General features: G+C 47.3%; 12 protein-coding genes. 5 read left to right on the forward strand and 7 right to left on the reverse strand.

Going from position 1 to position 22279, the window contains the following annotated elements:
• Positions 1-334 precede the first annotated feature (334 nt).
• The 6 genes from HDC91_RS04095 to HDC91_RS19825 all read right to left on the reverse strand — a co-directional run bounded on the left by HDC91_RS04095 (position 335) and on the right by HDC91_RS19825 (position 8897).
• Positions 335-1360, reverse strand: a complete 1026-nt coding sequence (locus HDC91_RS04095; RefSeq protein WP_183548679.1) for a LacI family DNA-binding transcriptional regulator — start codon at positions 1358-1360, stop codon at positions 335-337.
• Between the two features lie 342 nt (positions 1361-1702).
• The gene (locus HDC91_RS04100; RefSeq protein ID WP_183548680.1) at positions 1703-4897 is read right to left on the reverse strand and encodes an error-prone DNA polymerase; all 3195 of its coding nucleotides are present in this window, start codon (positions 4895-4897) and stop codon (positions 1703-1705) included.
• Positions 4898-4910: 13 nt separating this feature from the next.
• The gene (locus HDC91_RS04105) at positions 4911-6392 is read right to left on the reverse strand and encodes a DNA polymerase Y family protein (protein ID WP_255476655.1); all 1482 of its coding nucleotides are present in this window, start codon (positions 6390-6392) and stop codon (positions 4911-4913) included.
• 18 nt (positions 6393-6410) lie between these two features.
• On the reverse strand, positions 6411-7232 hold the full coding sequence (locus HDC91_RS04110; RefSeq protein ID WP_255476656.1) for an ImuA family protein: 822 nt from the start codon (positions 7230-7232) through the stop codon (positions 6411-6413).
• A 397-nt stretch (positions 7233-7629) separates the two neighbouring features.
• The gene (locus HDC91_RS04115; RefSeq protein WP_221262100.1) at positions 7630-8499 is read right to left on the reverse strand and encodes a divalent metal cation transporter; all 870 of its coding nucleotides are present in this window, start codon (positions 8497-8499) and stop codon (positions 7630-7632) included.
• Positions 8500-8507: 8 nt separating this feature from the next.
• On the reverse strand, positions 8508-8897 hold the full coding sequence (locus HDC91_RS19825) for a divalent metal cation transporter (protein WP_221262101.1): 390 nt from the start codon (positions 8895-8897) through the stop codon (positions 8508-8510).
• Between the two features lie 196 nt (positions 8898-9093).
• Here HDC91_RS19825 and HDC91_RS04120 point away from each other — a divergent pair, with 196 nt between their 5' ends.
• The 3 genes from HDC91_RS04120 to HDC91_RS04130 all read left to right on the forward strand — a co-directional run bounded on the left by HDC91_RS04120 (position 9094) and on the right by HDC91_RS04130 (position 11979).
• Positions 9094-9933 carry a universal stress protein gene (locus HDC91_RS04120; protein WP_183548681.1) on the forward strand — a complete coding sequence of 280 codons (840 nt, stop codon included), beginning with the start codon at positions 9094-9096 and terminating at the stop codon, positions 9931-9933.
• Positions 9934-10029: 96 nt separating this feature from the next.
• Positions 10030-10842 carry an AraC family transcriptional regulator gene (locus HDC91_RS04125; protein WP_183548682.1) on the forward strand — a complete coding sequence of 271 codons (813 nt, stop codon included), beginning with the start codon at positions 10030-10032 and terminating at the stop codon, positions 10840-10842.
• Positions 10843-10866: 24 nt separating this feature from the next.
• Positions 10867-11979 (forward strand): FAD-dependent monooxygenase, encoded by a 1113-nt coding sequence (locus HDC91_RS04130; RefSeq protein WP_183548683.1) that lies wholly within the window; start codon positions 10867-10869, stop codon positions 11977-11979.
• Positions 11980-12192: 213 nt separating this feature from the next.
• Here HDC91_RS04130 and HDC91_RS04135 read toward each other — a convergent pair whose 3' ends face one another.
• On the reverse strand, positions 12193-12444 hold the full coding sequence (locus tag HDC91_RS04135) for a helix-turn-helix domain-containing protein (RefSeq protein ID WP_183548684.1): 252 nt from the start codon (positions 12442-12444) through the stop codon (positions 12193-12195).
• A 392-nt stretch (positions 12445-12836) separates the two neighbouring features.
• Here HDC91_RS04135 and HDC91_RS04140 point away from each other — a divergent pair, with 392 nt between their 5' ends.
• Both HDC91_RS04140 and HDC91_RS04145 read left to right on the forward strand, forming a co-directional pair.
• Positions 12837-14741, forward strand: coding sequence for a hypothetical protein (locus HDC91_RS04140; protein ID WP_183548686.1), 1905 nt, complete (start codon positions 12837-12839; stop codon positions 14739-14741).
• A gap of 12 nt (positions 14742-14753) precedes the next feature.
• Complete coding sequence (locus tag HDC91_RS04145; protein ID WP_183548688.1) at positions 14754-22106, forward strand: hypothetical protein; 7353 nt, start codon at positions 14754-14756, stop codon at positions 22104-22106.
• The last annotated feature ends 173 nt before the right edge of the window (positions 22107-22279 follow it).

Genomic DNA, 22279 nt, shown 5'->3' on the forward strand with positions numbered 1-22279 from the left:
TCAAGCCACCACCTTTAAGGGTTTGCTGGTAAAAAGCGATATAAAAAAGAGGCCTGAGTTATCAAGTTTTATCATTTAAATAACTTATTATCAGTTATATATAAATTATATTACTGTTATATTAACGTATAATTTACACTAAGTACATTTCAAACACATTTTTCGGGAACGTTCCCGAAATTGGACTGAAATTCTGAGCCTTTTTTCGGGAACGTTCCCGAAATTTTGGCTAAATTCTGCGTGTTTTACACTAAGTGGTCAAAAAAATTCACGAAAAAGACTCCTGGGAAAATTTGAAAAAACTCAAAAAAATTGGAAGAATTTACCGCTTTTTTCAGGTTGTTTTTGACGACAACGCGGTGGATCTGCGCTCGATAATTTTTGACTGAAGAACCAGTTCGCGGGTGCTATTTTTCCCGGTTTCGGCGTTCAATATCCTGAACAACATTTGAGCGGCCTCCATCCCTATCTCACTTGCGGGTTGGGTAATAGTTGTTAACGAAGGATTAAGCAGGGGGGCTATCTCAAGGCTCGAGAAGCTGATCACCTTTACGTCATCAGGGATCTTAATGTTCAGGTCCTGGCAGGCATAATAAGTGGCAAATGCAAGACGCTCCACGGAGGCGAATATACCATCGGGCTTAAACTGGATTAAAGCATTTTTAATAATGCGGCTATTTTCTTCATAATCGTTACTGCAATCAATTACAAGGTCTTCGTTAAACGCTATGTGGTGTTTTTGCAGCGCATTAATATAGCCCTGCATACGCGTTTTACCAATAGATAAACTTTTGTTTACCACTAAATAGGCAATACGCTTACATCCCTGCTGTATTAAATGCTCGGTTGCCGAAAAGCTGCTGTCGTAATCATTGGTAATTACACGTGGCGTTTCAATATCTTCATATATCCTGTCGAAAAACACCAATGGCAGTCTTTTATCGCCAAAATCGTTCAGGTAATTGTGGTCATTCGCCTCTCCGGAAACCGACATAATAATGCCATCGGCCCGGCCATTATGCAGGTGGCGGATAAAATTGACTTCCTTTTTATAATCGTCATCAGTCACGTAGATCAAAATATGATACCCGTTTGCCCGGGCAATCCTTTCGATACCATGAATGGCCTGCGAAAAGTAGTTATTAGCCAATTCGGGAACAATAACCGCGATGGTTTTACTTTTTTGCTCACGTAAGTTACTGGCGTAGTGATTAGGCTGGTAATTTAGCTCCTTAGCTTTTAATAGGATGCGTTCCTTTGTACTTACACTAATCTCCTTGTTGTCTCGGAACGCTCTGGAAATTGTAGATGTAGATAAATTTAAGGCCTCGGCTAATTTCTTAATGTTTATGCTATCCATTTAGTTTGAAAACCCTATCTATCTTATAATAATATTATTATATAGCGCTGTGATTGCGCCTTAACTGCCCCATCCTGGCGTTATTATATCCCGGAAGCGCCTGTTGTATCATATCTGCAATATTAAAAAAGGGCCGCCATTTCTTTATTAAAAAGTTCAGATATATTATCAACCGTGGCTTTTACGCAAATTAAGGCAGCATTGATACATTATGTGCAAACTATTTCAGCGTTAACCGGTTGGCCGTACGCTGACTTAAAGGTAGTAAAATGAATATCGTTTTGGGCAAAAAGCCTTAATCTTTCTTCTTAAAGAGGCTGTTGGGCTTATTTATAAACGTGGTTAATGAAAATTCCTGCCTTTGTGAAATGCGCCCTCCGGGGTCGAACGTTTATCATAATCATAGGGTTTAGTGGTTTCATCCCCTTTAGCGAGTGTTTGTGGTAAGGGATCGCCGCCGGCCTGGTTTAAAGTATTGAGCAATGGGGTGAGGTTGAAACACTGGCGGACAACGAGATGGGTAACACCGTTAGCGATCTGCAATTTGCCAAAAACCATAAGAAGTTTAGACTGGACGATCTCTTTACGGTATCGGTCAAAAAGCTGCTGCCATACCACAAGGTTGGCCGAGCCGGTCTCGTCCTCCATGGTCATAAATAGTACGCCTTTTGCTGTGCCCGGGCGCTGGCGAACGGTAATAAGGCCGGCAAGGCGAACAAAATCGCCATCTTTATAGCGTTGGATATCGCTTATCCGGATGTTTTGGAACCTGGTTAGTTGGTTTCTGATCAAACCAACAGGATGATCTTTAAGTGACAGGCCGGTGGTGATGTAATCCTGCACAACATGCTCGCCTTTTGTCATCAGCGGCAGCGGTATGTTTTCTTCCAGAGTGGTTTCGGATAACTGGCCATCAAAGAGGCCGATGGGCCGGTCGGCAAGCGCCGATACTTCCCAAAGGGCTGTACGCCGGTCAGCACCCATAGAGCGGAAGGCATCGGCTGCTGCCAGCTTTTCGAGGGCGGCCTCCGGAACACCTGCGGCACGCAACTGATCGATATGTACATAGCCCTGGTTACGCATGGCGGTGAGGGTAAGCATATCCTCTTCCCTGAGCCCTTTGGATTGGCGAAAACCGAGGCGAACCGCATATTTGCGATCCCCTTTTAGTTCCAGGGTGTTATCCCATTCAGAATAGTTAACATCTATGGGCAATACCTGTACCCCATGGTTCCTGGCATCCTGAACAATCTGTGCGGGCTGATAAAAGCCCATAGGCTGGCTGTTTAACAGGGCAGCGCAAAATACATCCGGATAATGATATTTTAACCAGGACGAGATGTAAACAAGCAAGGCAAAACTGGCAGCATGACTTTCGGGAAAGCCATAGCCTTCAAAACCCTGGAGCTGTTTAAAGATACGTTTTGCAAACTCTTCTTCGTACCCTCTTTTGGTCATACCATCTACCAGCTTCTTTTCATAAATATGCAGTTTGCCGTTGGCTTTAAAGGATGCCATACTCCTTCTTAGCTGGTCGGCTTCAGCAGGTGTAAACCCGGCAGCAACTATGGCTATTTCCATGGCCTGTTCTTGAAAAAGCGGTACGCCGAGCGTACGTTTCAGTATTTCTTCCAGCTCGGGTTTGGGATATTCAGGCAATTCTTCGTTGTTTCTTCTTCTAAGGTATGGGTGCACCATGTCGCCCTGTATGGGGCCGGGGCGTACAATGGCTACCTCTATCACCAGGTCGTAAAACTCTTTAGGCTTTAGGCGGGGCAGCATAGACATTTGCGCACGGCTTTCGATCTGGAAAACGCCGATGGTATCGGCCCGGCAGATCATTTCATACACTTCGCTATCATCCTGCGGGACGTTAGCCAGGGTAAGCTGTTTGCCGTAATATTTAAGCACCATATCAAACGCTTTGCGGATCATGGTGAGCATGCCAAGGCCGAGTACGTCTACTTTCAGGATACCCAGATCTTCCAGGTCGTCTTTATTCCATTCTACTTGTGTGCGGTTCTCCATGCGGGCGTTAAGCACGGGGCAAAGGTCGGATAAGTTACCTTCCGTGATCACGAAGCCGCCGGTATGCTGGCCAAGCTGGCGGGGAAAACCAATAAGCTGGCAGGTTAGTTCAAGTACTTTGTGGATTAGCGGATCGTGCGGATTAAGACCTTGTTCCCTTAAGCGTTTTTCATCAAACCCTTCTTCATAAAAATCCCAGATGGTGGCCCCTATTCTTTTGATGGTATCTTCTGAAAGGCCCATAGCCTTGCCTATGTCGCGGATAGCCCCTTTATGTCTTTCCTGAGTAACAGTGGCAACGATAGCAGCACGGTGGCGGCCATAATCGTTATAGATGAACTGGATGATCTCTTCCCTGCGCTCGTGTTCAAAATCCACATCAATATCAGGCCATTCGTCACGGGCATCAGACATGAAGCGCGAAAACAGCAGGCGCGATTTGGCAGGGTTAACGGCGGTAATACCCAGGCAAAAGCAAACGGTAGAATTTGCGGCAGAACCCCGGCCCTGGTGCAATATGCCCCAGTCTTCGGCCTGCTGCGTATAACGGTATACGCGTAAAAAATACCATGCAAGTTTGCGCCTTTCAATAAAATCGAGCTCGAACTCTATCTGCTTTTTATGCTTTTCGGGTACGGGGTCTCCAAAACGTTCTTTTGCACCCTCCCAGGTTAAACTGGCCAGGCGCTGCTGCGAACTCATACCCCCCTCATGTTTTTCTTCGGGTTCAAGGTATTTGAGCTCGTCAAGAGAAAAGCTACAATTTTTGGCTATGAAATTGGCGTTGGCTATCGCTTGGGGATATTGCCTGAAAAGGCGGTAAATTTCTTCTTTAGACTTAAGGCAGCGCTCGGCATTAGCATGCAAGCGATAGCCGGCGGTATTGATAGTGCATTTTTCGCGGATGCAGGTTAACACATCCTGCAATTCGCGGCGCTCGGGTATATGGTAATATGCGTCGCAGGTAGCAATTAAAGGAACACCTGTTTCCTGCAGGCGAAACAGTCGCTTTGCATCCTGGCCCTGGTAATGAAAAGAAGCTGCCAGGTAAAGTGATCGGCCAAATTGCTGTTTGTATTCGGCCAGATCGCTCAGAAACGAGTCTTCGAACTGAAACTGGCAATTAAGGCGTTCAGGGGGTACAGCCGCAAAAATCATCCCTTGTTTGTGGCTGTAAACATCTGCTTTTCTAAGTTCACATTGCCCCTTTTCGGTTCTAAGGTTACCGAGGGTAAGCAAAGCTGATAAACGTGCGTAAGCCTGATGGTCGGTAGGATAAGCCAGCAGGCTCGTTCCGTCGGTAAGGTCAAGGCGGCAGGCGGGTATAAACTTTAATTTAAGTTGTTTTGCTTCCATATGGGCGCGTACAATGCCAGCCATTGAATTACGGTCGGTAATGGCAATGGCTGAGTAACCGAGCGCTACTGCCTGAGCGACAAGCTCATGAGGATGTGCCCCCCCGCGCAGGAAGCTGAAATTAGACGTCGTTTGTAATTCCGCGTAATCCATAGGTTATCTTTTTTCATGCAAAATAGCCATGCAGGTACCATCGGGCGTCGCTGCCGTCATAGTGCCCCGAACGGAATACCCAATAGCGGTTGCCTTCACTGTCTTCTATGCTGTAATAATCGCGATGCAGGCCCTGGTCGTGCCACCACTCGCGCCCAATGCGTTCGGGGCCATCGGCTTTGGCGATGATGTGTCGTTTATTTTTGTAAGTAAATACTTTGGGCGGGTGGTCTGGTACGAGCGCCATAACTTCAATAGGTTCGGGTGTGTGCAACAGGCGTATCGGCCTGGGCAGTTCGGGCCAGTGGTTTTGGGGCTGCTCGGTTAAGCATTTGGCGAGCTTTACCGAACGTTCGGGCCAGTGGTTTTCTGAAGGCAGGAATCGCTGTATAACATCAGCCCCTACCTTGCCGGCAATCCGGTCAAGAAGTTCGGCCAGCGCAATATCCTCTAGGCCTTTGGCTTCGGCCCATAATTGTTCCTGCAGTGCTTCCATATCCTCGGTACGCGTAGCTTCAAGTATAAATAACTCTATGCCTAATGCGGGCTCTATCTTGCTGATCTGTAACTGAAATAGCTTTTTAAGGTGCGATATACTGTGCGAACCCCTGGTAGTACTTATAGCGGCCTGTACTTTTTTACCATCGATGCGGTAGCATTTAAGAATGGCCTTCCGAACGCCTTTACCTTCGGCTTTCAAGCGTGTGCAGAGCGCTTCGAGCAGCCTTTCAACAGCTATTTCTATGCCCTGGGCGGTACAAATGGGGTCAAGGCAGGGAAGCCGTTCGGTATAAGGTACCGGTGGTTGCAAAGGTTTAAGAAATTCCTCTACATGCCCAAGGGCTTGCCCCATACGGTTAAGCAACCCCTGCCCAAAGCGGCGGCGCAGTACGGAATTTTGTAATTGCAGTAAAGGCGCGATAGTGCGGAACCCTAGTTTTTGAAGGCGGTCAAGAACTTCGGGTTCGAGGCGCAGGGCCGCAGGGGGCAGGTTGGCAATAGCATTGGCTTGCTCCCGGCAGGGCACAATGGGGTTGATTTTTGCAAACCGGGCCACCGCCCAGGCAGCACCTATGGTATCGGCAATTGCGGCCCTTGCATCAAAACCGTTTTCCCGGAGCTTCAGGACGATTTCTTTGAGGTAATTGCGCTCGCCGCCCCAAAGGTAAGTGCAACCGGAAATATCAAGGAGCAGGCCATTTGGAAAGTCGAGGCTTACTATAGGCGTATATCGTATACAGCCGAGGCCAAGCAGGTGCAGGAGCTTAGCGGTTTGCCCGGGCAGTTCATCCATGACCACCAGATCAGCGGTTGCCGCGCGGGCATCGGCAACGGCCATACCGGTAAAAACGCCTTCCCTTTCAGCATTTTGGCTTGCGGCGGTAATGATGATGCGATTTTTTTGGGGTGAGGCAATAACAAAAGGCAGTTCTTTAAGATCGGGACGCCGCCGCGCCATACCGTCCGTCATCAAATGCCGGAACCAAATCGCCATAAAGCGCTTTTGCATCATTCAACCTACCTGCCTTTCTTCTCTGATTTGCGGGGCCTGCGATGGTACATTAATAAAGCCACCGTCCATCCATTGCAGTGTCCAGCTGCCGGTATGCCCGTTACGCACTTTAAGCAAGTCTGCCTGCCACCGTAAAAAGCCAAGGCCCGGCAAGCCTTGCGGAAGGGCGCTGGGTAGTGGCCTGATCTGCCAGCGTGCTGCGCATGCCGTAGAACTAAGGTTGCCTTTAGCGTTGCGCAGTACAAAGCCGGTAACCCTGCTATGCTCTACAGCACGCTGAAAACGCTGCGATTGTTTGAAATCCATATTCTGCAGTTCGCAAACAACAGCGGTAAGGCCGGGGCATTTCAGGGCTTCTTCGGTTACCCAAAGGGTATCAGCATCGTTTTGCAGGCTGATAAAGATGACCTGGTGCGGAGCGACACCAAATGTTTTCAGGGCGGGGGGAAATAAGCGACGGGAACGGGCAATCCATATACATACGCCCCCCTGCTGCATTAGCAGCGAAATAATACCGGTAACCAGCCCGCCGGTGGCAGCAGCCTGTTCTGTATTAGCGCAAATCAATTCGTGTACGCTGCATTTTGGGAACACACCATTAGGAAAGGCACTTTCGAGCGGGCCCAAACCAAGGGTATCCTTTCTGCCTATCTCAGGGGGCTTATAGCCTTCCCACTGCAAAATCTGCCGCTGCAGGCGCTGAATGATATGTTGGTTTGCCGGTGCCATCTTTTTTAGTTTAACGTTGATGCGCGGATCTGCGCAGCGGACAGACCGGGGTACCTGGTTCGGGTTTATGATAACCATAACACCTGCCTTCAACAGGTCTATTTAGGGTTAAAAGATCAATATCGAATTGCAGCGTTTTGAGCATGGACCAGCCTACGGACGATATATCGTCCATCTGTATCCGGGCACGGTACCGGGGCAGTTCAATATCAATATTAAATCTCCGCATAGCAAAATCACTACAAACATAATGCTAAAAATATTAGCAAATAATAAAATGTTTATAATTTTTTGCATTGAGGTATAGAAAGGGATTTAAGACAGCAGCAGTACGGCATACTTAGCGGATTAAAACATGAACAAAAACCGCTTTTAGCAACTCATAACTTAAGACGGAAAGTGTTACGGTGATCCGTGATACATTAAATGAGGGAGTCAGTGACAGATAGCTTAAACCATACGCCTTTTCCGGCAGCAGGGAACAAATGGCTCATGAAGTAAACTGCAGGTACAACATTGCCACCGCTGCGGCAGCCATTAATATAAAGGTTAGTCCGCCCAGCATGTTAGACCAACGCCCGTTAACATGCGGCCCCATTACCGATCTGTTGTTACTGATATGCAGGACAACCAGAATGATGACCGGCGCTGTAAGACCATAAAGTATAGCAGCATAAAGCAGGCCTTGAACAGGATTGATGCCGATAAGATTAAGCAGCACGCCAATAAGCAACGAAACAATAATGACCCCATAAAATGGCTTTGCCTGGAAAAATTTCTTGTCAAGGCCTTGTTTCCAGTTAAAGGTTTCCGCAAACATATAAGATAACGACCCGCTAAGTACCGGGATGGCAAGGAAACCTGTACCAATAATACCCGTTGCAAACAGCCAGTAAGCTTTATCGCCGGCAATGGGCCGTAGTGCAGTGGCCGCTTGTTCTACCGTTTCTATCTGGTGAATACCGTGAGGATAAAGCACGCTGCCACAGGTAAGGATGATGAAAAACATAACCACGTTTGAAAAAAGCATACCCAAATCAACGTCTTTTCGCATTTTAGTGATCATCCGTTTATCAACTATTAACGTAGCGCCACGCTGTTGCACATCTTCGGCTTCCATGGTGGCCTGCCAAAAAAACAGGTAGGGCGAAATGGTGGTACCCAGTATAGCTACAAGTGCATTAATATAATCTTTACTCCAGTTAACATGAGGGATAATGGTCGACCTGAACACGAGCGGCCAGTTCACATCGGTAAAAAACGGTACGGCTATATAAACCAGCAGGCTGATGCAAAACCATTTGAGTATGCCTGCAACCTTTTGATAAGGAAAGATGATAATAGATACCAGAATGAGCACCGTAAAAACTATACTGAAAGCAAATGCCGGTACGCCGGCACAATCAGGTTAGCGGCCGCACCCATACCGGCAATATCTGCGCCGATATTTAAAATGATCGCCGGGAATGAAAACAGGATCATAACCCAGAGTATCCATTTAGGGTAATGATTCCGGAGTGTCGAGGTCAACCCTTTAGTAGTTACCAACCCAATTCGCGCGCACATTTCCTGAATAGCGGCCATGAGCGGAAACGTGACCAATGCCGTCCAGAGAGCAGTAAATCCAAACTGAGCGCCAACCTGGGAATAGGTGGCAATCCCCGAAGGATCGTCGTCACTTGCCCCCGTCACCAATCCGGGTCCTAAGGTTTTTAACCCGGCGGTCAGTTTTCGTACATACTTATTCGATTTATTCATTTGCGTGGGCATTTAAAGATAAGGGAAGGCTTGATTGTAAACAAATACATTTGGTTGATAAAAAAGGGCATGGTGTATTCACAACTACCGTGCACTTAAAGAACCGGCATTAAGCGTGATACAAGGATGATCTTTGTCATTTTACATTCTGATTGGTGTCACGGTATGTGAACCTGGGAAAAAGGAACTTAGAGGCATGGAAAAGATACTTGTAACAACTGACATGTCTTCAAACTCGAAGTCTGCTGTACGGTTAGCCATTAAGCAGGCTGTAGCCAGAGGCGCCGAGCTGGACATTTTATACGTGTATTATTTGATAAAGCCCTTTAACTGGACCCCGCTGGCATTTGATGTATATAGTGCTGAGTATAAAAAGAAAACCCTCAAAGAATTATCCTCGTTTTTTAAACGCATTTTGCATGAGGCCGGAGACCCGTCCGTATCCTATAAATTGGTCCTTGTGAGCGATATCAACACTACGGAAGGAATTATCAGTTATGCTGTGGAAAACAATTGTTCATTCATTTGCATTGCCACGCGGGGAGCAGGGAATATCAAAAAATTGTTTGGCACACATACCAGTAAGCTTATCGGTAATTCGCCGGTACCAGTGCTTTCGGTACCCAGCAATTACCGCCTCCGGCCGCTTCAAACAATTCTGTATGCAAGTGATATTACCGACTACGAACGCGAACTAACACAGGTAGTGGCATTTGCCCGGCCTATCGGTGCAATGATCCGGCTTTTGCATATCAGGCAATCTTATGAGTTTACGCTGGACCCGGACATCGTATCACCATCTCTGAAAAAGCGGCTCAATTACGATATTGATATCTTGACCACGGAAAGGGAAGTCTCGAACACCCTTTTAGACGATATAGGCACTGTGTTGAAAAAAGTTAAGCCAGATATACTTGTTTTATTTACACACCAGCACAGGTCCCTTACAGATAAATTGATTTCTTCGTCGAATGCTAAAAATTCTTCCTTTGAAAGCAAGATACCTTTATTAACTTTCCCAAAAGTGGCTGATTAGTGCTGAGGAGTACTTAAGATCTCTCTATCGACATCCCGGTGAGTAATTAACGCACCGCATACGAAATTTAAAATGCCGCCAATCGTCTTATCTTTGATGGTGCAACATACAGAGATAAACGTTTTGGATGAAATTACTCACAGCATACACGGCTTTTGGTATCGTGAAATAGACCTTGGACCTATGCCGGCGTCTTTTGAAGTTTTGCCCGACGGCCATGCGGAGATCATCTTCCATTTCGGCTGCGATTTGATGCTGGAGGGGCAGCCCATACCCTTGCCCTCTCCTTTTATGGTCGGGCTGCTTTATACGCCCATTTATTTCCAGACAAAGGGACGTGTACAAGTCATCGGTATCAAGTGTTTGCCCTGGGCGGTTTATGATCTGCTCGACCTACCTCTCCTGACAGGCGGCGTACAAAGCTTTTCGCATCCCATCGCATCGTTACAACCCGAGCTTCAACATCGCATCAGCAGCGGTGAAATAGATGCCGCGTTGGGCTTGGTCAGGGACTGGTGTTTGAAACGCCGGACAGGGATTGCCCCGGAGTTAAAGAAAGCGGGTAAGGCTATGCTGGCATCTAATGGCTCTTTACCGGTTAATTCCATTGCCGAGACGGCGCACACAACGGTAAGAACATTGGAGCGCAAATTCAAAGCTTCATCGGGGCACACCCCGAAAGACGTATCTGGACTGATACGGTTTGAACAGGCTTGTGAAAGGTTATGGGACAACCCAGAGATAAGTATATCGGCCCTTGCACATGAACTGGGTTATGCAGACCAGTCGCATATGAACCGGGAGTTTAAGCGCTACAGCGGTAATACAGCGGCCGCTTTTGTAAGGCAAACACAGGCCAGAAAAAAAGAGCTGGGCGATAACTTTGTCGCAATTGTTCTATCCTCCTGACTACATGGTACAGATTTTTGCACCATGGAAAAACAAAAAGTACTAGTGGCCGGTGCGAGTATCGCAGGCCTTACCACCGCTTGGTGGCTAAATCACATCGGTTACCAGGTAAGTGTGGTTGAGCTGGCGGCCGCTCCACGCACTAACGGCGTAGCTGTAGATCTAAATGCCCCCACCGTTGCCATTGCCCGCCGCATGGGATTATATGAAGCGCTTAAAGCACATCAATTGGGTGTTGACCAGATCGAATATAAAAATGCGGAAGACATCACCGAAGGCACGATCGTGATCAATCATGGATCAGAAGCCCCGGCAGATGAGATAGAGATAGAGCGCGACAAGTTTGTGGAGGTGCTGATGGCCGCGCTTAGCGGTAAAGTGGAGTTCTTATTTAGTGACCGCATTATGGCGCTAAAGGAGACCAAAGACAATATGCTTGTTACTTTTAAAAATGCAGCTCCGCGCGCTTTTGACCTGGTTTTTGGCTGTGACGGTTCACATTCGGGCACCCGCAAGGTTTGGTTTGGGCCCGAGCAGGATTTCGCTCATTTTATGGGTGCTTATTTCTCTATCAGCATCGTACCGGCGCTGCTGGTTAAGGAGCGCACCATGCAAACCTTTAGCGTTCCCTATAAATCGGTAATGCTCAACGCCTATAATGGCAAAACAGATATCATTTTCATTTTTCTGGCTGAAAACGAGATTCCTTATGACTACCGTGACCTGACTCAACAACGAAGTATCATTAACGAGCATTTTTCCGGCGATGGTTGGCGAATCCCTGAATTGCTTGAAGAAGTGCAGCGATCCCCGGGGTTCTATTTCGATAAATTCTGCCAGATCAAAATGCCTTCCTGGTCAAAGGGTCGCGTAACGTTGATTGGCGACGCAGCCTATTGCCCTTCGCCGGCTTCAGGTCAGGGCGGCTCACTGGCGATGCAGGGCGCGGCTGCTGTGGCAGATGCTTTACTAAAGCACCAGGGCGACCATCAAAAAGCTTTTGCCGAATATGAACGCAAGCTACGGCCGCATATTGAAGAACTGCAGTTGATGGCCGAGCACAACGTTAAAACGCATTTTGTATTAAAAACCGAAGAAGAGATATACAAACGTAATACCCAAGCAAAACTCTTTTAATAATTTGCTGCCAACCCGTTGCGCACGATGTCTTAAATGGGCTTCATTACTTCGGAAAATAAGCTCTTATTTTGACAGGACGACCTGCATGGTGGTAAATGGGCTATTTATTAATGATACTGGAAAAAAGTTATTCTAAACTTTCACTAAAAAAGAGATAGCGCCTGTTAGCTTTCTCACTGACCGTGATATACAGACCCTGCAAAGCTGGCTTTATGCTTGAGGGCTTTGCATTAGCGCCGCTAACCCTGGATGATTTTTTATAGTGATCCGATTATGGCTGATGCTCAGCAATTCTTCGTTAACCATTGATTTAACAGTACGGAATACAGTTTCGTAGGTAGCTGCAGTTAAATCGGCCAGGTCCGTCCAGGCAAAACGAAAATTGATCGCACCGTCGGCATCATTGCCGAACTGTTTCTCCAGTCGCAAAAGCGCCTGGGCTATACAGCCTAGGTCACACATTTTTTATCCGCGGCATCCAGTTCTTCCGCCAGCAGGATCATGAGCCTGTAGCAAAGGTGACTGTTCGATTCTAAAATTTCCCTGAAAAAGGACAGTTCAATAAAACATACGACAAGCGATTCCAATGCCGTGGCAGAAACTGCTTAAACCAGGTTACTGCCCAGCCGCGATGCCCCATGATAGTCCCCGCAGAGGCAAAACGACTGATCAATTCCTTAGCGGCATCTGACATCACGATGTTATGATATTACAAATGTTTTTTCAATCGACATTGTTCAGGAACAAATATTGTTTTTTCAAATGAGGAATAATTATCCGGAAAGATTAATTTATTTTCTTTAATTTAAAAGCGTTAATTCTGAGCGGCTTCGGTTGCTTCCAACTTAAACCTCATGAGCTACCAATTAGAGATCCACCATGTGGATGTAACGGGCGGTGACGCAACCTTTATCGTCATCCGCTATGGCACAGCGCCTTACCCTGTCGTTTACAGCATCCTGATAGATACCGGCGGGATCGGCAATGGCCCCGATAAACTGGCCGGCTACTTAAAGAAATATTTCCCCGACGTTAAGATCGATCTGATGATCACTTCTCATTGCCACGATGACCACGTGAGCGGTATCAGCGTAGCCAGTACAGACGGTAATTGTGTTTTCGAACCTGAAAAACTCTGTGATGTGGGTTATGATCAAAAGGATTATTACCCTGCAACCACCCCTGCCTATGATAAACTTCTTCCCTACGTTTCTACTTATCGTACCTTCTCTTTCAAGTATAAAGAGAAAACAAAACGTTTGATCCCACCTTTCCTGGACCTTGAACTGTATAACGAAGACAAGTTCACGGGAAGCATCAATTCGATAAGCCTAAAGGATACGGCACTATCAACCAATACGGGGTTTTACCTGACCTTCTGGAGCGGTAAGGGTGTGCTGGCAGATGGGACGAACATTATAAAGCAACAGTCAAAACCGAGTAAGGTCAACCCCAACGATCTTTCCATAAGTTTCACTATTCATAACCCGGATACTGGTTTCTCCTATTTTTCGGGCGGGGACCTGAGTGGGGACCCTAATCTGACTGCCTATCATAACGTTGAAGGGCCAACCGTTGACCTGTTAGCCAAAACTTTTAAAAAATGGAATGAGGACAAAATGGACTATAAATTTGAAATTAAGGTCCTGAAGGCTACCCATCACGGCAGCAATTTTAATAACCATAAAAGAGACGCGGATTATGCGGACAACAAATTTAACAGCGCACCGGGCTTTTTAGAAACACTGAAGCCCGAGTTAGTGATAGTTCCTTGTAACAAGGACCTCCAGGTGCCAGGGCCTGTTTTTATTAAGGAAAGGCTGGCGCCCCACCTGGAGGGCGTGGAAAAAAGATATGCCTATTTTCTGAACGAATTTCACTACCCTAACCGGGACCGCGGGGATGATCAGGAAATGTCCGATGCGATCAAAGCCTTACGTGCTGCGGCGCCCGACCGCACAAATGTCATTTTAAATGAGGTCGACAACTGGTTTTACACAGAAGGTATAGGTTCGGTGGTTGTCGTCTCAAATTCTAATGGGCCGGCAGATCTTGTGACTCCGCAAAATATGAGCAAGCTGAGTGAAACAGTATCTACAAATTGTTATACGGTTTTTATAAACAAGGAGGAAATAGAGGCTACAGCGCTGACTTTCCGTGTCGCCGCACCCAGGCTGGCTGACAGATTTTATGACTTTGAAGTAAATGAGAACCTTGAAGGTAAGGTCATGATACGGGCCGGCTTTCTGGGGCAGGCGAATGAAATAATGAGGGAGCTATCGATCAATTTATCAAATGATAAGATCCTGGTTTTGAAACGAAAGTTTCCTGCTTTGCTGAATTGTTTCCGAAGCACGGAAAAGGAAGACGTTACCGAGAAATCCATCAAACATTATATAACAGACAATTTACCGCAGAGGCTGGTGGAGCAAATGATCCGCGTTTTTAAAAATTGCTATACCTTCGATTTCTGGTGGGCCAGAAACCCCGACATTCCAAACGAGGATTTCATTACAATGGCCAATTTGCTGTATTATAACCCCTATCAGTATCAGTATAACTACAAGGAAAGCAATTATAACTTGGAAAGACAAACATTTATCAGCTTACTGCCGCTGGAAATGTGGGGCAAAAAAACGAATGAGGAAAAAGAGCAGTTTGCCCTGGCCATCGGCAAAACCCTGGGCGTGCGGCCACACCGGGAGGAAGAGCTTGATACTGAAGAGCCTGTAAAAAAAAGAAGACGGACAAAAAAATAGCACACGAGCGTGATGGATAAAAATGAACTCTATAAAGACTGGCAAGAAAAGATCGAACAGGGTAACGATTTGAAATTAAGCGCGGCTGCGTACCCCCAATTGGCGCTGGAAGCACCTTTAAGTCTTTTGTCGGCTGCCGAAGTCACGGTTCGTGGGCCGGTACTGACGCAAACCGGGCCTGACGGCATCCTGCTAAAGGGCGGTCTCGCCGGGGGAAACTTAAAAGTGCGTTCTTTCCAGGTGTGGGTTGATTTTGAAGAAATGATCTTCACCTCCCTCCGTTTTGAGATAGATGCCATAAATTTCGACTGGCTGCGGCAAAAGGGCCTGCCCGAACTACCCGGCGAACTGGCCAGCCTCTCCAATGCCGGGATTGAAAAAGTGATCGTCGAATACCTGTCTGATGAAGAAGAATTCCGCTTTCACGTCATTTTCGCTGATATCGAAATAGACATCTTTAAGGACTACCACCTTCATTTTCGCAAACCCCTGCTAACCGCGGTGATCAGCAAGGGGCAGTGCCGTTCGGTCTCAATTACTGTCGCTGCAGATTTCCTGGGCCGCGAGCGGGATTTTCGTTTCAGTATCCCGTTTACCACAGGCGGGAACTGGGAGATAGAATTGCTGGATGAGACGGACCATGATATCAAACTTGCCGATGCAGTTAAACAGGTGGAGATCCATACCGGGCGACAAGATCTTTTTTTAAGCATCCCGGACCTGGTCACCGATCAACTGTCAAACATTTCTATAACTGCCCTTCGTTTTAGCTGCTCCTATACACGCAGCAGCGCCCTCACCTTTTCGGTTACATTATCTTCTTTCCGTCATGTATCCTTATTGCCGGGCATAACGCTTGCCTTTCCGCGGCTGGTGCTTGATGCCGGGTATATCGGCGGTGAAATGAAGTTGTCCGTTGCTTTTAAAGGCGTATTTGCTATTAGGGAAAATATAAAGCTTGGCTTAAGCGCATTCCTGAGCACTAACCCGGCGCTACCCTGGAATTTCCACATCGACGGCATGATCGATCTGGAAAATATAAAGCTGCTGGAAGAACTGCCTTTTGGCATCGACCTGTCCGGGCTTAACTTCCCGGGGGATATTGCCCAGGTACACTCGGTAACCCTGAGGCGCTTCGACGTAATTGCTAACCTGGCACAAAAAAAGATCAGCCAAATAGAGTTGGATCTGTCCGCCGAGTGCGAACTGCAATTGATCAGGGGAATCTGGCTGGCAAACCCCCGGTTCAACCTCAGCTACCTGCCGGGAGAAAGCACGTACGATGCGATGAGTGGATCGTTCAAGGGAGAACTGCTGATAGGTAAAACAAGCTTTTACGGAGAAGTGGCTAAATCCGGCCGCGACTGGACACTAACCGCGGGCACCGGGTTGACCGAACCGTTTTTACTGCGCCAGTTTGTAGCCGGCCTGAACGAAATAACCCATGCAGAGCTACCCGTTGAACTTATACCCGATATAAAGGTTGGCTTTACCGAGCTGGAATATCAAACCGGAAACGGTTCGTTGTCGTTCACATCAAGCCTGGAGGTGCCGCTACCCCTGCCCTTTCTTACCGATCAAAGCCTCGTTTTAGGCAGCTATATCGATGTGCAGTTAAAAAGGACCGGTGAGCAATACGATCTGTCGTATAATTTTTCGGCCAGCCTGCAGGTAGGGCTGGCGGTTTTGGCAGTAGCCATCAGTAAAGACGAAGGGGCGCGGTCATACGCCGGCGGGTGGAAAGCCGTTGAGGGAGAAGGGACGCTTAGCCTGGCAAAAATAGCCCGGGCAATAGGCATAGAACTGGACCTGACTTCCCTCCCGGCACTTTTAAACCCTCAGTTCTGCGAAATAGCATTCAGTTATACCCAAGCCGACGGCACTTTTGCCCTTAGCGCATATACCACCAATAACACTACTTACTTTTTTATAGCCCGTAAAACAGCCGGAGACAAATGGCACTATGTGATAGGCCTTGATTATGATATTGCCTCACCGGCACCTACCGACGACATCGGCGAACTAAGCCAGGCGGCTAAAGCTGCAGGGCTTACACAACTGCACTTACTTTACGCCGGTACCGATCTGCAGGATTTTAGCCTGCCGCGTGTGCCGGACCTTACAGGCAAAGGCAGCCCATTGGATGGCGGTAAGCTTCTTACCGTTAAAAAAGGCCTTTTTATAGCGGCAGAGGCGAATAATATCGCGACACCGCAAATAGGGAAGCTCCGCGGAAACCTTAAGCAATTTTATGTGTCTGTTGAAAAGCGGGAACAGGTAGTGGTACTGGTTAAGGGCCATATGGACCTCATGGCGGGCGAAAGATCAGTTAACATCGACCTGCAGGCCGGGTTTGCTTCGGGGGCGAAAGACCTGTCGTTCAGCGGTAAGGTTGTCGCCGATATAGGCTTAATGCCTTTGTTGAGCGCTATATTTGATGAGGAACTGGCATTGCCCGAAGGTGTTAGCTGGCCGGATATCAGTGAGGCCGGACTTGCATTCAGCACCGCTGAAGGCACCGTTAATATGACAATCACCACAGTCCCTGCACGAAACAGGTTAGCCGTTGATGACTTGTTCAGCATCGGCGCAGACCGGATAAGCCTGAATCTGTCAAAGAGCAGCGCCGATCTTACTATTACAGGGGGCCATTTACAACTGCACCTGCTTGACGACCTGTTTCCAGGGGGCGTTGGCGGCGCGCTCAGCCTACATATCGAAAAAGCTAACAACCGCTTTGTGTTCAAGCCATCCGGCTTTGAGATCGTTACCCCTAAGATTGATTACCAGGAATGTACGGAAACCACACAGGCAGACGGAAAAACGCAGCCTAAAACGATCACACGCAGCCTGTGCGCCAAACTTACTCCCGGCGAGTTTTCATTTAAGCAAGAGGATAAGCAGTGGACCATTGCCGCCGAGGCAGTCCTTATTTTGCAGGACCTTCCGGACCCTGTACGCAGGATATTTATGGAGGAAAAAGAACAGCATTGGGTAAGCAAACCCCTACTGTTAGCCGCCGGGCTAAAAAACGGCACGCTTTTCTTTGCAGCCACGGGCACCCTGCTCCAACTGGAAATTCCTGATTTGATGGCCGAGATCGGGGTAACATCGGTACCGGCATTTGGTAAGAGCGCCATCAGGCTGTCGGGCGCTGAGTTTTATATCGGTAAGGACGTTGCGCTCGAACTGGAGTTTGGTTATGCATTACCTATGCGCCTGAACGAAGTTTTGGGCATGCAGCAAACAAAAATATTTAAGACCCTGGCCTCGCCGCCCGGTGAACAATTCACCCGTTTTAGGGTAAGTATCGGCTCGGCAGGCATCAGCGGTCAACTGATCGACTCGCCATTTTACACCATTGAAGGCATCACCGAACAGGACAATAAGGTAAGGATTGACCTTAACCGCGTATTCAACGACAAAGACCTCGGCTGTATCAGTTTTATAAAACCAGTTATAAAGCTTGACGTGGAAAAAGGCACATTTCAGTTCAAGGGCGGTTATGAGATAGATCCGGAAAATCCTGTGGCTATCCCATTGACTTTGTTGCGCAGGCTTTTCGAAGCGCTCAAACTCAATAAAGTGGCTCAAAATTTACCGAAGAGCATCCCGGTAAAAACGATGAAGCTGGAAGATACGCTCACCTGGCTTATCAACATGCTTGACCGTTGCGGCATCACCCTTCCCAAAGCATTGGGCGATCTGCTGCTCTCGGTACAAAAAATTGAAAACAGCCTGCCTGCGCGCTTCCGCGGGTACTTAAGCCTGTCGGTACCACGCGCGCTTGAAGCATCGGTAGATATAACTGCCGATGGCGGTATCGGTTTCTCGCTTACCACAAAAGATGCTCCGCTGCAATTCCTGGTACCAACGCCGTTGGCCTTTGTTGGGCTGCGCTTAAGCCATATTTCGCTGGGCACGGCGATGGGCGGTTCTTTACTAAAATTTGAGTGCAGCGCAGAGCTGGACACTTTTGACTACGCCGAATTGTTGCTATCGACCACCCTTTACCAATCGGAAGTGGTCGCGGCGAAACTACCGCCCCGCGATGAACTACAACACACCTTTGCTGTAAACGAATTGCTGATACTGATCGTTTACGAAACGGGCATCCCTATCCCTGTCCCGCTGTTTTATGAAAACATATTGTTTAAATTCAAGGGAATAGAAGGTTTGGATATACACACCTCAATTTCGTTCCCGCAGCCAAAGGTTAACGTGATGAAGGTGCTGAAAATAGCGAGCGACCTGAAAAAGCTTTTTTCGGAAGGCAAAGACCTTGATGTTACGTATCCCCTCAGCATACAGAAAGACGGCGGTGAACCGGGCTTTAACCTCGTATTTGATGCCGGGCCTTTCTATATGCGCCTGCCCAAGTATGTTGCCAGGGGCGAGGATGAAAAGGGCCTTTTACTCGGCTGGACAAACAACTATCGCTTGCTGGACCTGATGAACCTTGCCGGGATTTTACTTAACGGCATCAATCATCTTATCAAGGAAAAGACCCCTGCTTATCTGGTACAGGCGCTGCCGCTGGCATTGCGTTATAACAATATTACAGTGTTCCCTTTAGAGAACCTGGAAGCCTCTGTTGCGTGGCTGATGGCCACACCAAAGGAAGTAACCAGGCTATACCAAGATCACCAGCTGCCCGACGCCGCGCTTGAAGAACTGGTTCCCCTGTTGAGTCTGTTAACATTTCAGCCAGGCGCCGCGCCTGATAGCAAAGCTGTTACCGCACCAGACAACGCGGTGCTATTTTTTATGCAGGGTAAGCTTAAGGTGGGCTCAATTGCCGAGGCCAGGCTGAGCGCTGCTTTGTGTTGGCTGCCCGATGGCCTTGCATCGTCTATGCTTATCCATGTGGCCGCGCCTAACGACATCCTTTTGCTTCACCTGGATGGGAAGCAAGCCATTACAGCTACTAATTTCCAGGTGAGCGGTAACACATACCTGAAACTGTTTGGCTTTAATATTTTCCAGGGAACTTTTATTGCTGCAAAGGGCATGCTGTATTTAGAAGCCAGCGCCTTTGATACTGCTACATCCCCTATTGGCTTTTACGGTAAGATAGAAGGTGTGTTTAACAACGATGTTGTTAAACTTAACGGCATCGCGCGCTTTAAATTTTTCGCTATACATGTAGATGCACAGGTGAATCTTGACCTGAATAATAGCTCAGATTCTTCTTTCAGCGCCGCCGCAATGGTATCAGCCGGTGAAGTTTTTAGCGGCACCTTTTTGTTCAGATCGCTGCTTACCCAAAATTCGTCCTTTGACGCGTCGGTGAATTTTGAGCTGAAGGTGTTAAATATCTTCGGCTTAGTTTACGAACAGCATACGCATATCGATCCGCTGAAGCTGCAATTACAAGGCGAAATAGACTTCCTTTTTCTCGGCAGAAAATTCCTTTCAGCGGCTTTGCTATACCAGGACGACACATTGAGTATCGCTGCGGATTTTACAATACTGGATATACTCAGGATAAAGGGCGCCATCAGCATCCGGGATGAATACTTTCAATTGGGCGGCGAACTGTCTTTTGACCTTGCAGGCATCACCACTACCGGCACGATAGACGTACTAAGCGATAAAAATAATAAAAAGTTTGAGCTGGTTATCAACAAGCTTTTTGGTGATGAAAACACGCTTAAGTTTTCGCTCCAAAGCGCCGCCGATTCCGTCAAATTTCTATCCTACAGCCAAAAACCCATCAGCGTATTTAATGGCATGTTGCTGATCTCCGGCGTTAGCGATGAACAGGCAGGGCCCGTGTTTGCTATGGGCTTCGATCATATTGGCATGCAATACCTGATGACCGAAGCAAAGGTAAACGCTTTTGGCCTGGCACAAGCAGCCGTAACCATGCAATATGCCAACGCTACGGGTTCTTTTTCTGCCGCACTTCGCACCTCTGTTCATACAGGCGTATTTGAGTCTGATGCGGTGTTTAATATGATATATAATACCAATCTGTTTAAATTGACAGGAGCCTTAAATTTCGGCGTCGACCTGGGGCTTGCGATAAAGACCGTATTTTATAATTTTTTTCATATTGATATTGCTGCGCCAAGCTTTTTTGTACAATTTGAACTGAGTGATTTTGAATTTTCGGTTGAATGTACGCCAAGCCCAGTGTCGCCCGACCTGCGCGAAATAGAAAAGGCTATCGAAGCCGTCGACAAACGCATCGCAGAGATCAATGCGCTATCGAAAACCGCCCTCGAAGGCCTGAACCACTTATTTGCGGAATCCGCGCAAACGGTCGCAGAGATAGATAATATGCTGAACAACGAACTTCAAACATGGCAGCGAAGCTTGCTTATAAAATGGAAGGATAAGCTGCCAAAAAATATAGCTGATATACAGCCGTTTATCACCAACCATAACAATCACCAGCAAATGATCAAAGATGCAAGGCTGGAATTGAGCGATGCCAGTTACAAGGTACGCGATTTCGAAAGCAACTGGGCATCTATGTTAAGGTGGTTTGACACCCTCGACAGCCGGGCAGAATATATCGGCATTGACTGGAGCGGGAACAGCAAATACATCATGATGATGGATAAGGACAATACCTATGATTATATGGCTGATGTTTTACAAAATATTGATTATAGCGAGATTGATGACATACATGAAAATTATTACGGCAAGCATTGTTATAAATGGATAGGTAACAGGCAAAACTCAGATCAATGGATACAGATCAAGAAGGTAGACCTTGACACCAGGAAAGAAGCCGGCTACCAATGGCGCAAAGGAAATTTCGACAGCATTGTTGCGAAAATTGACCATTATGAAGCTGAACTGGTCAAATTTATCAACCTTTTCAACAACGCGGCCATACCCATCATTAAAGCCGACCTTTTGCAAAGCCATATTGATATGAAGCTCATCAACACTTACAAAAAGAGTGATGAACTTGCAAAGCATGAGCTGCCTTTAACAACCCTTTCGACTGACGCGGTAAACGCAAATAATATGATCATGCGTGTGGTATTCAGGGGCAAAGGCTGTGCAAATATCCCGGGAATCGGAAAAATTTCTTTAGGTGACGTTCAGGTCAGCTGGGCCGGTATCAGTGATCTGGGTGCCGACAGCTCATTATGGCAGCATTTGCAGCGCGCTTTAAACGCTTACCTGAGCCAGCAGTTGATGAAAATCCTCAATGAACAATATCAGTCCATTTGGGAAATTGCAGCTTGTTTAAAAAGAATGATCGCCGGCGGAAATGCCATGCAGGATAGCAGCGACGTAGATCTGGCCAGCATGATAGGAGGCTTTGCCCTGCTCCCGGCCGAAGTGTCAAAAAACATGAAAGATACCCTTGACAATCCGCCGCCTTTATCGATAAAATGACAGTACACGCCAATTCTTTGACTTATGACGACCTACCGCCCTAGCTTTTTCAGGAACTTTCACAAACGTACCGGGTGAGTTCGGGATTAGCATTATTATATATTGCCCTCACCATCGCCGTGATAGTACCCTTTTTTAGTAATACATAATGGGGTAGAATAACCAGTGAAACG

This window comes from Mucilaginibacter sp. AK015 (assembly GCF_014200785.1).
In the GTDB taxonomy this organism is placed as follows: domain Bacteria; phylum Bacteroidota; class Bacteroidia; order Sphingobacteriales; family Sphingobacteriaceae; genus Mucilaginibacter.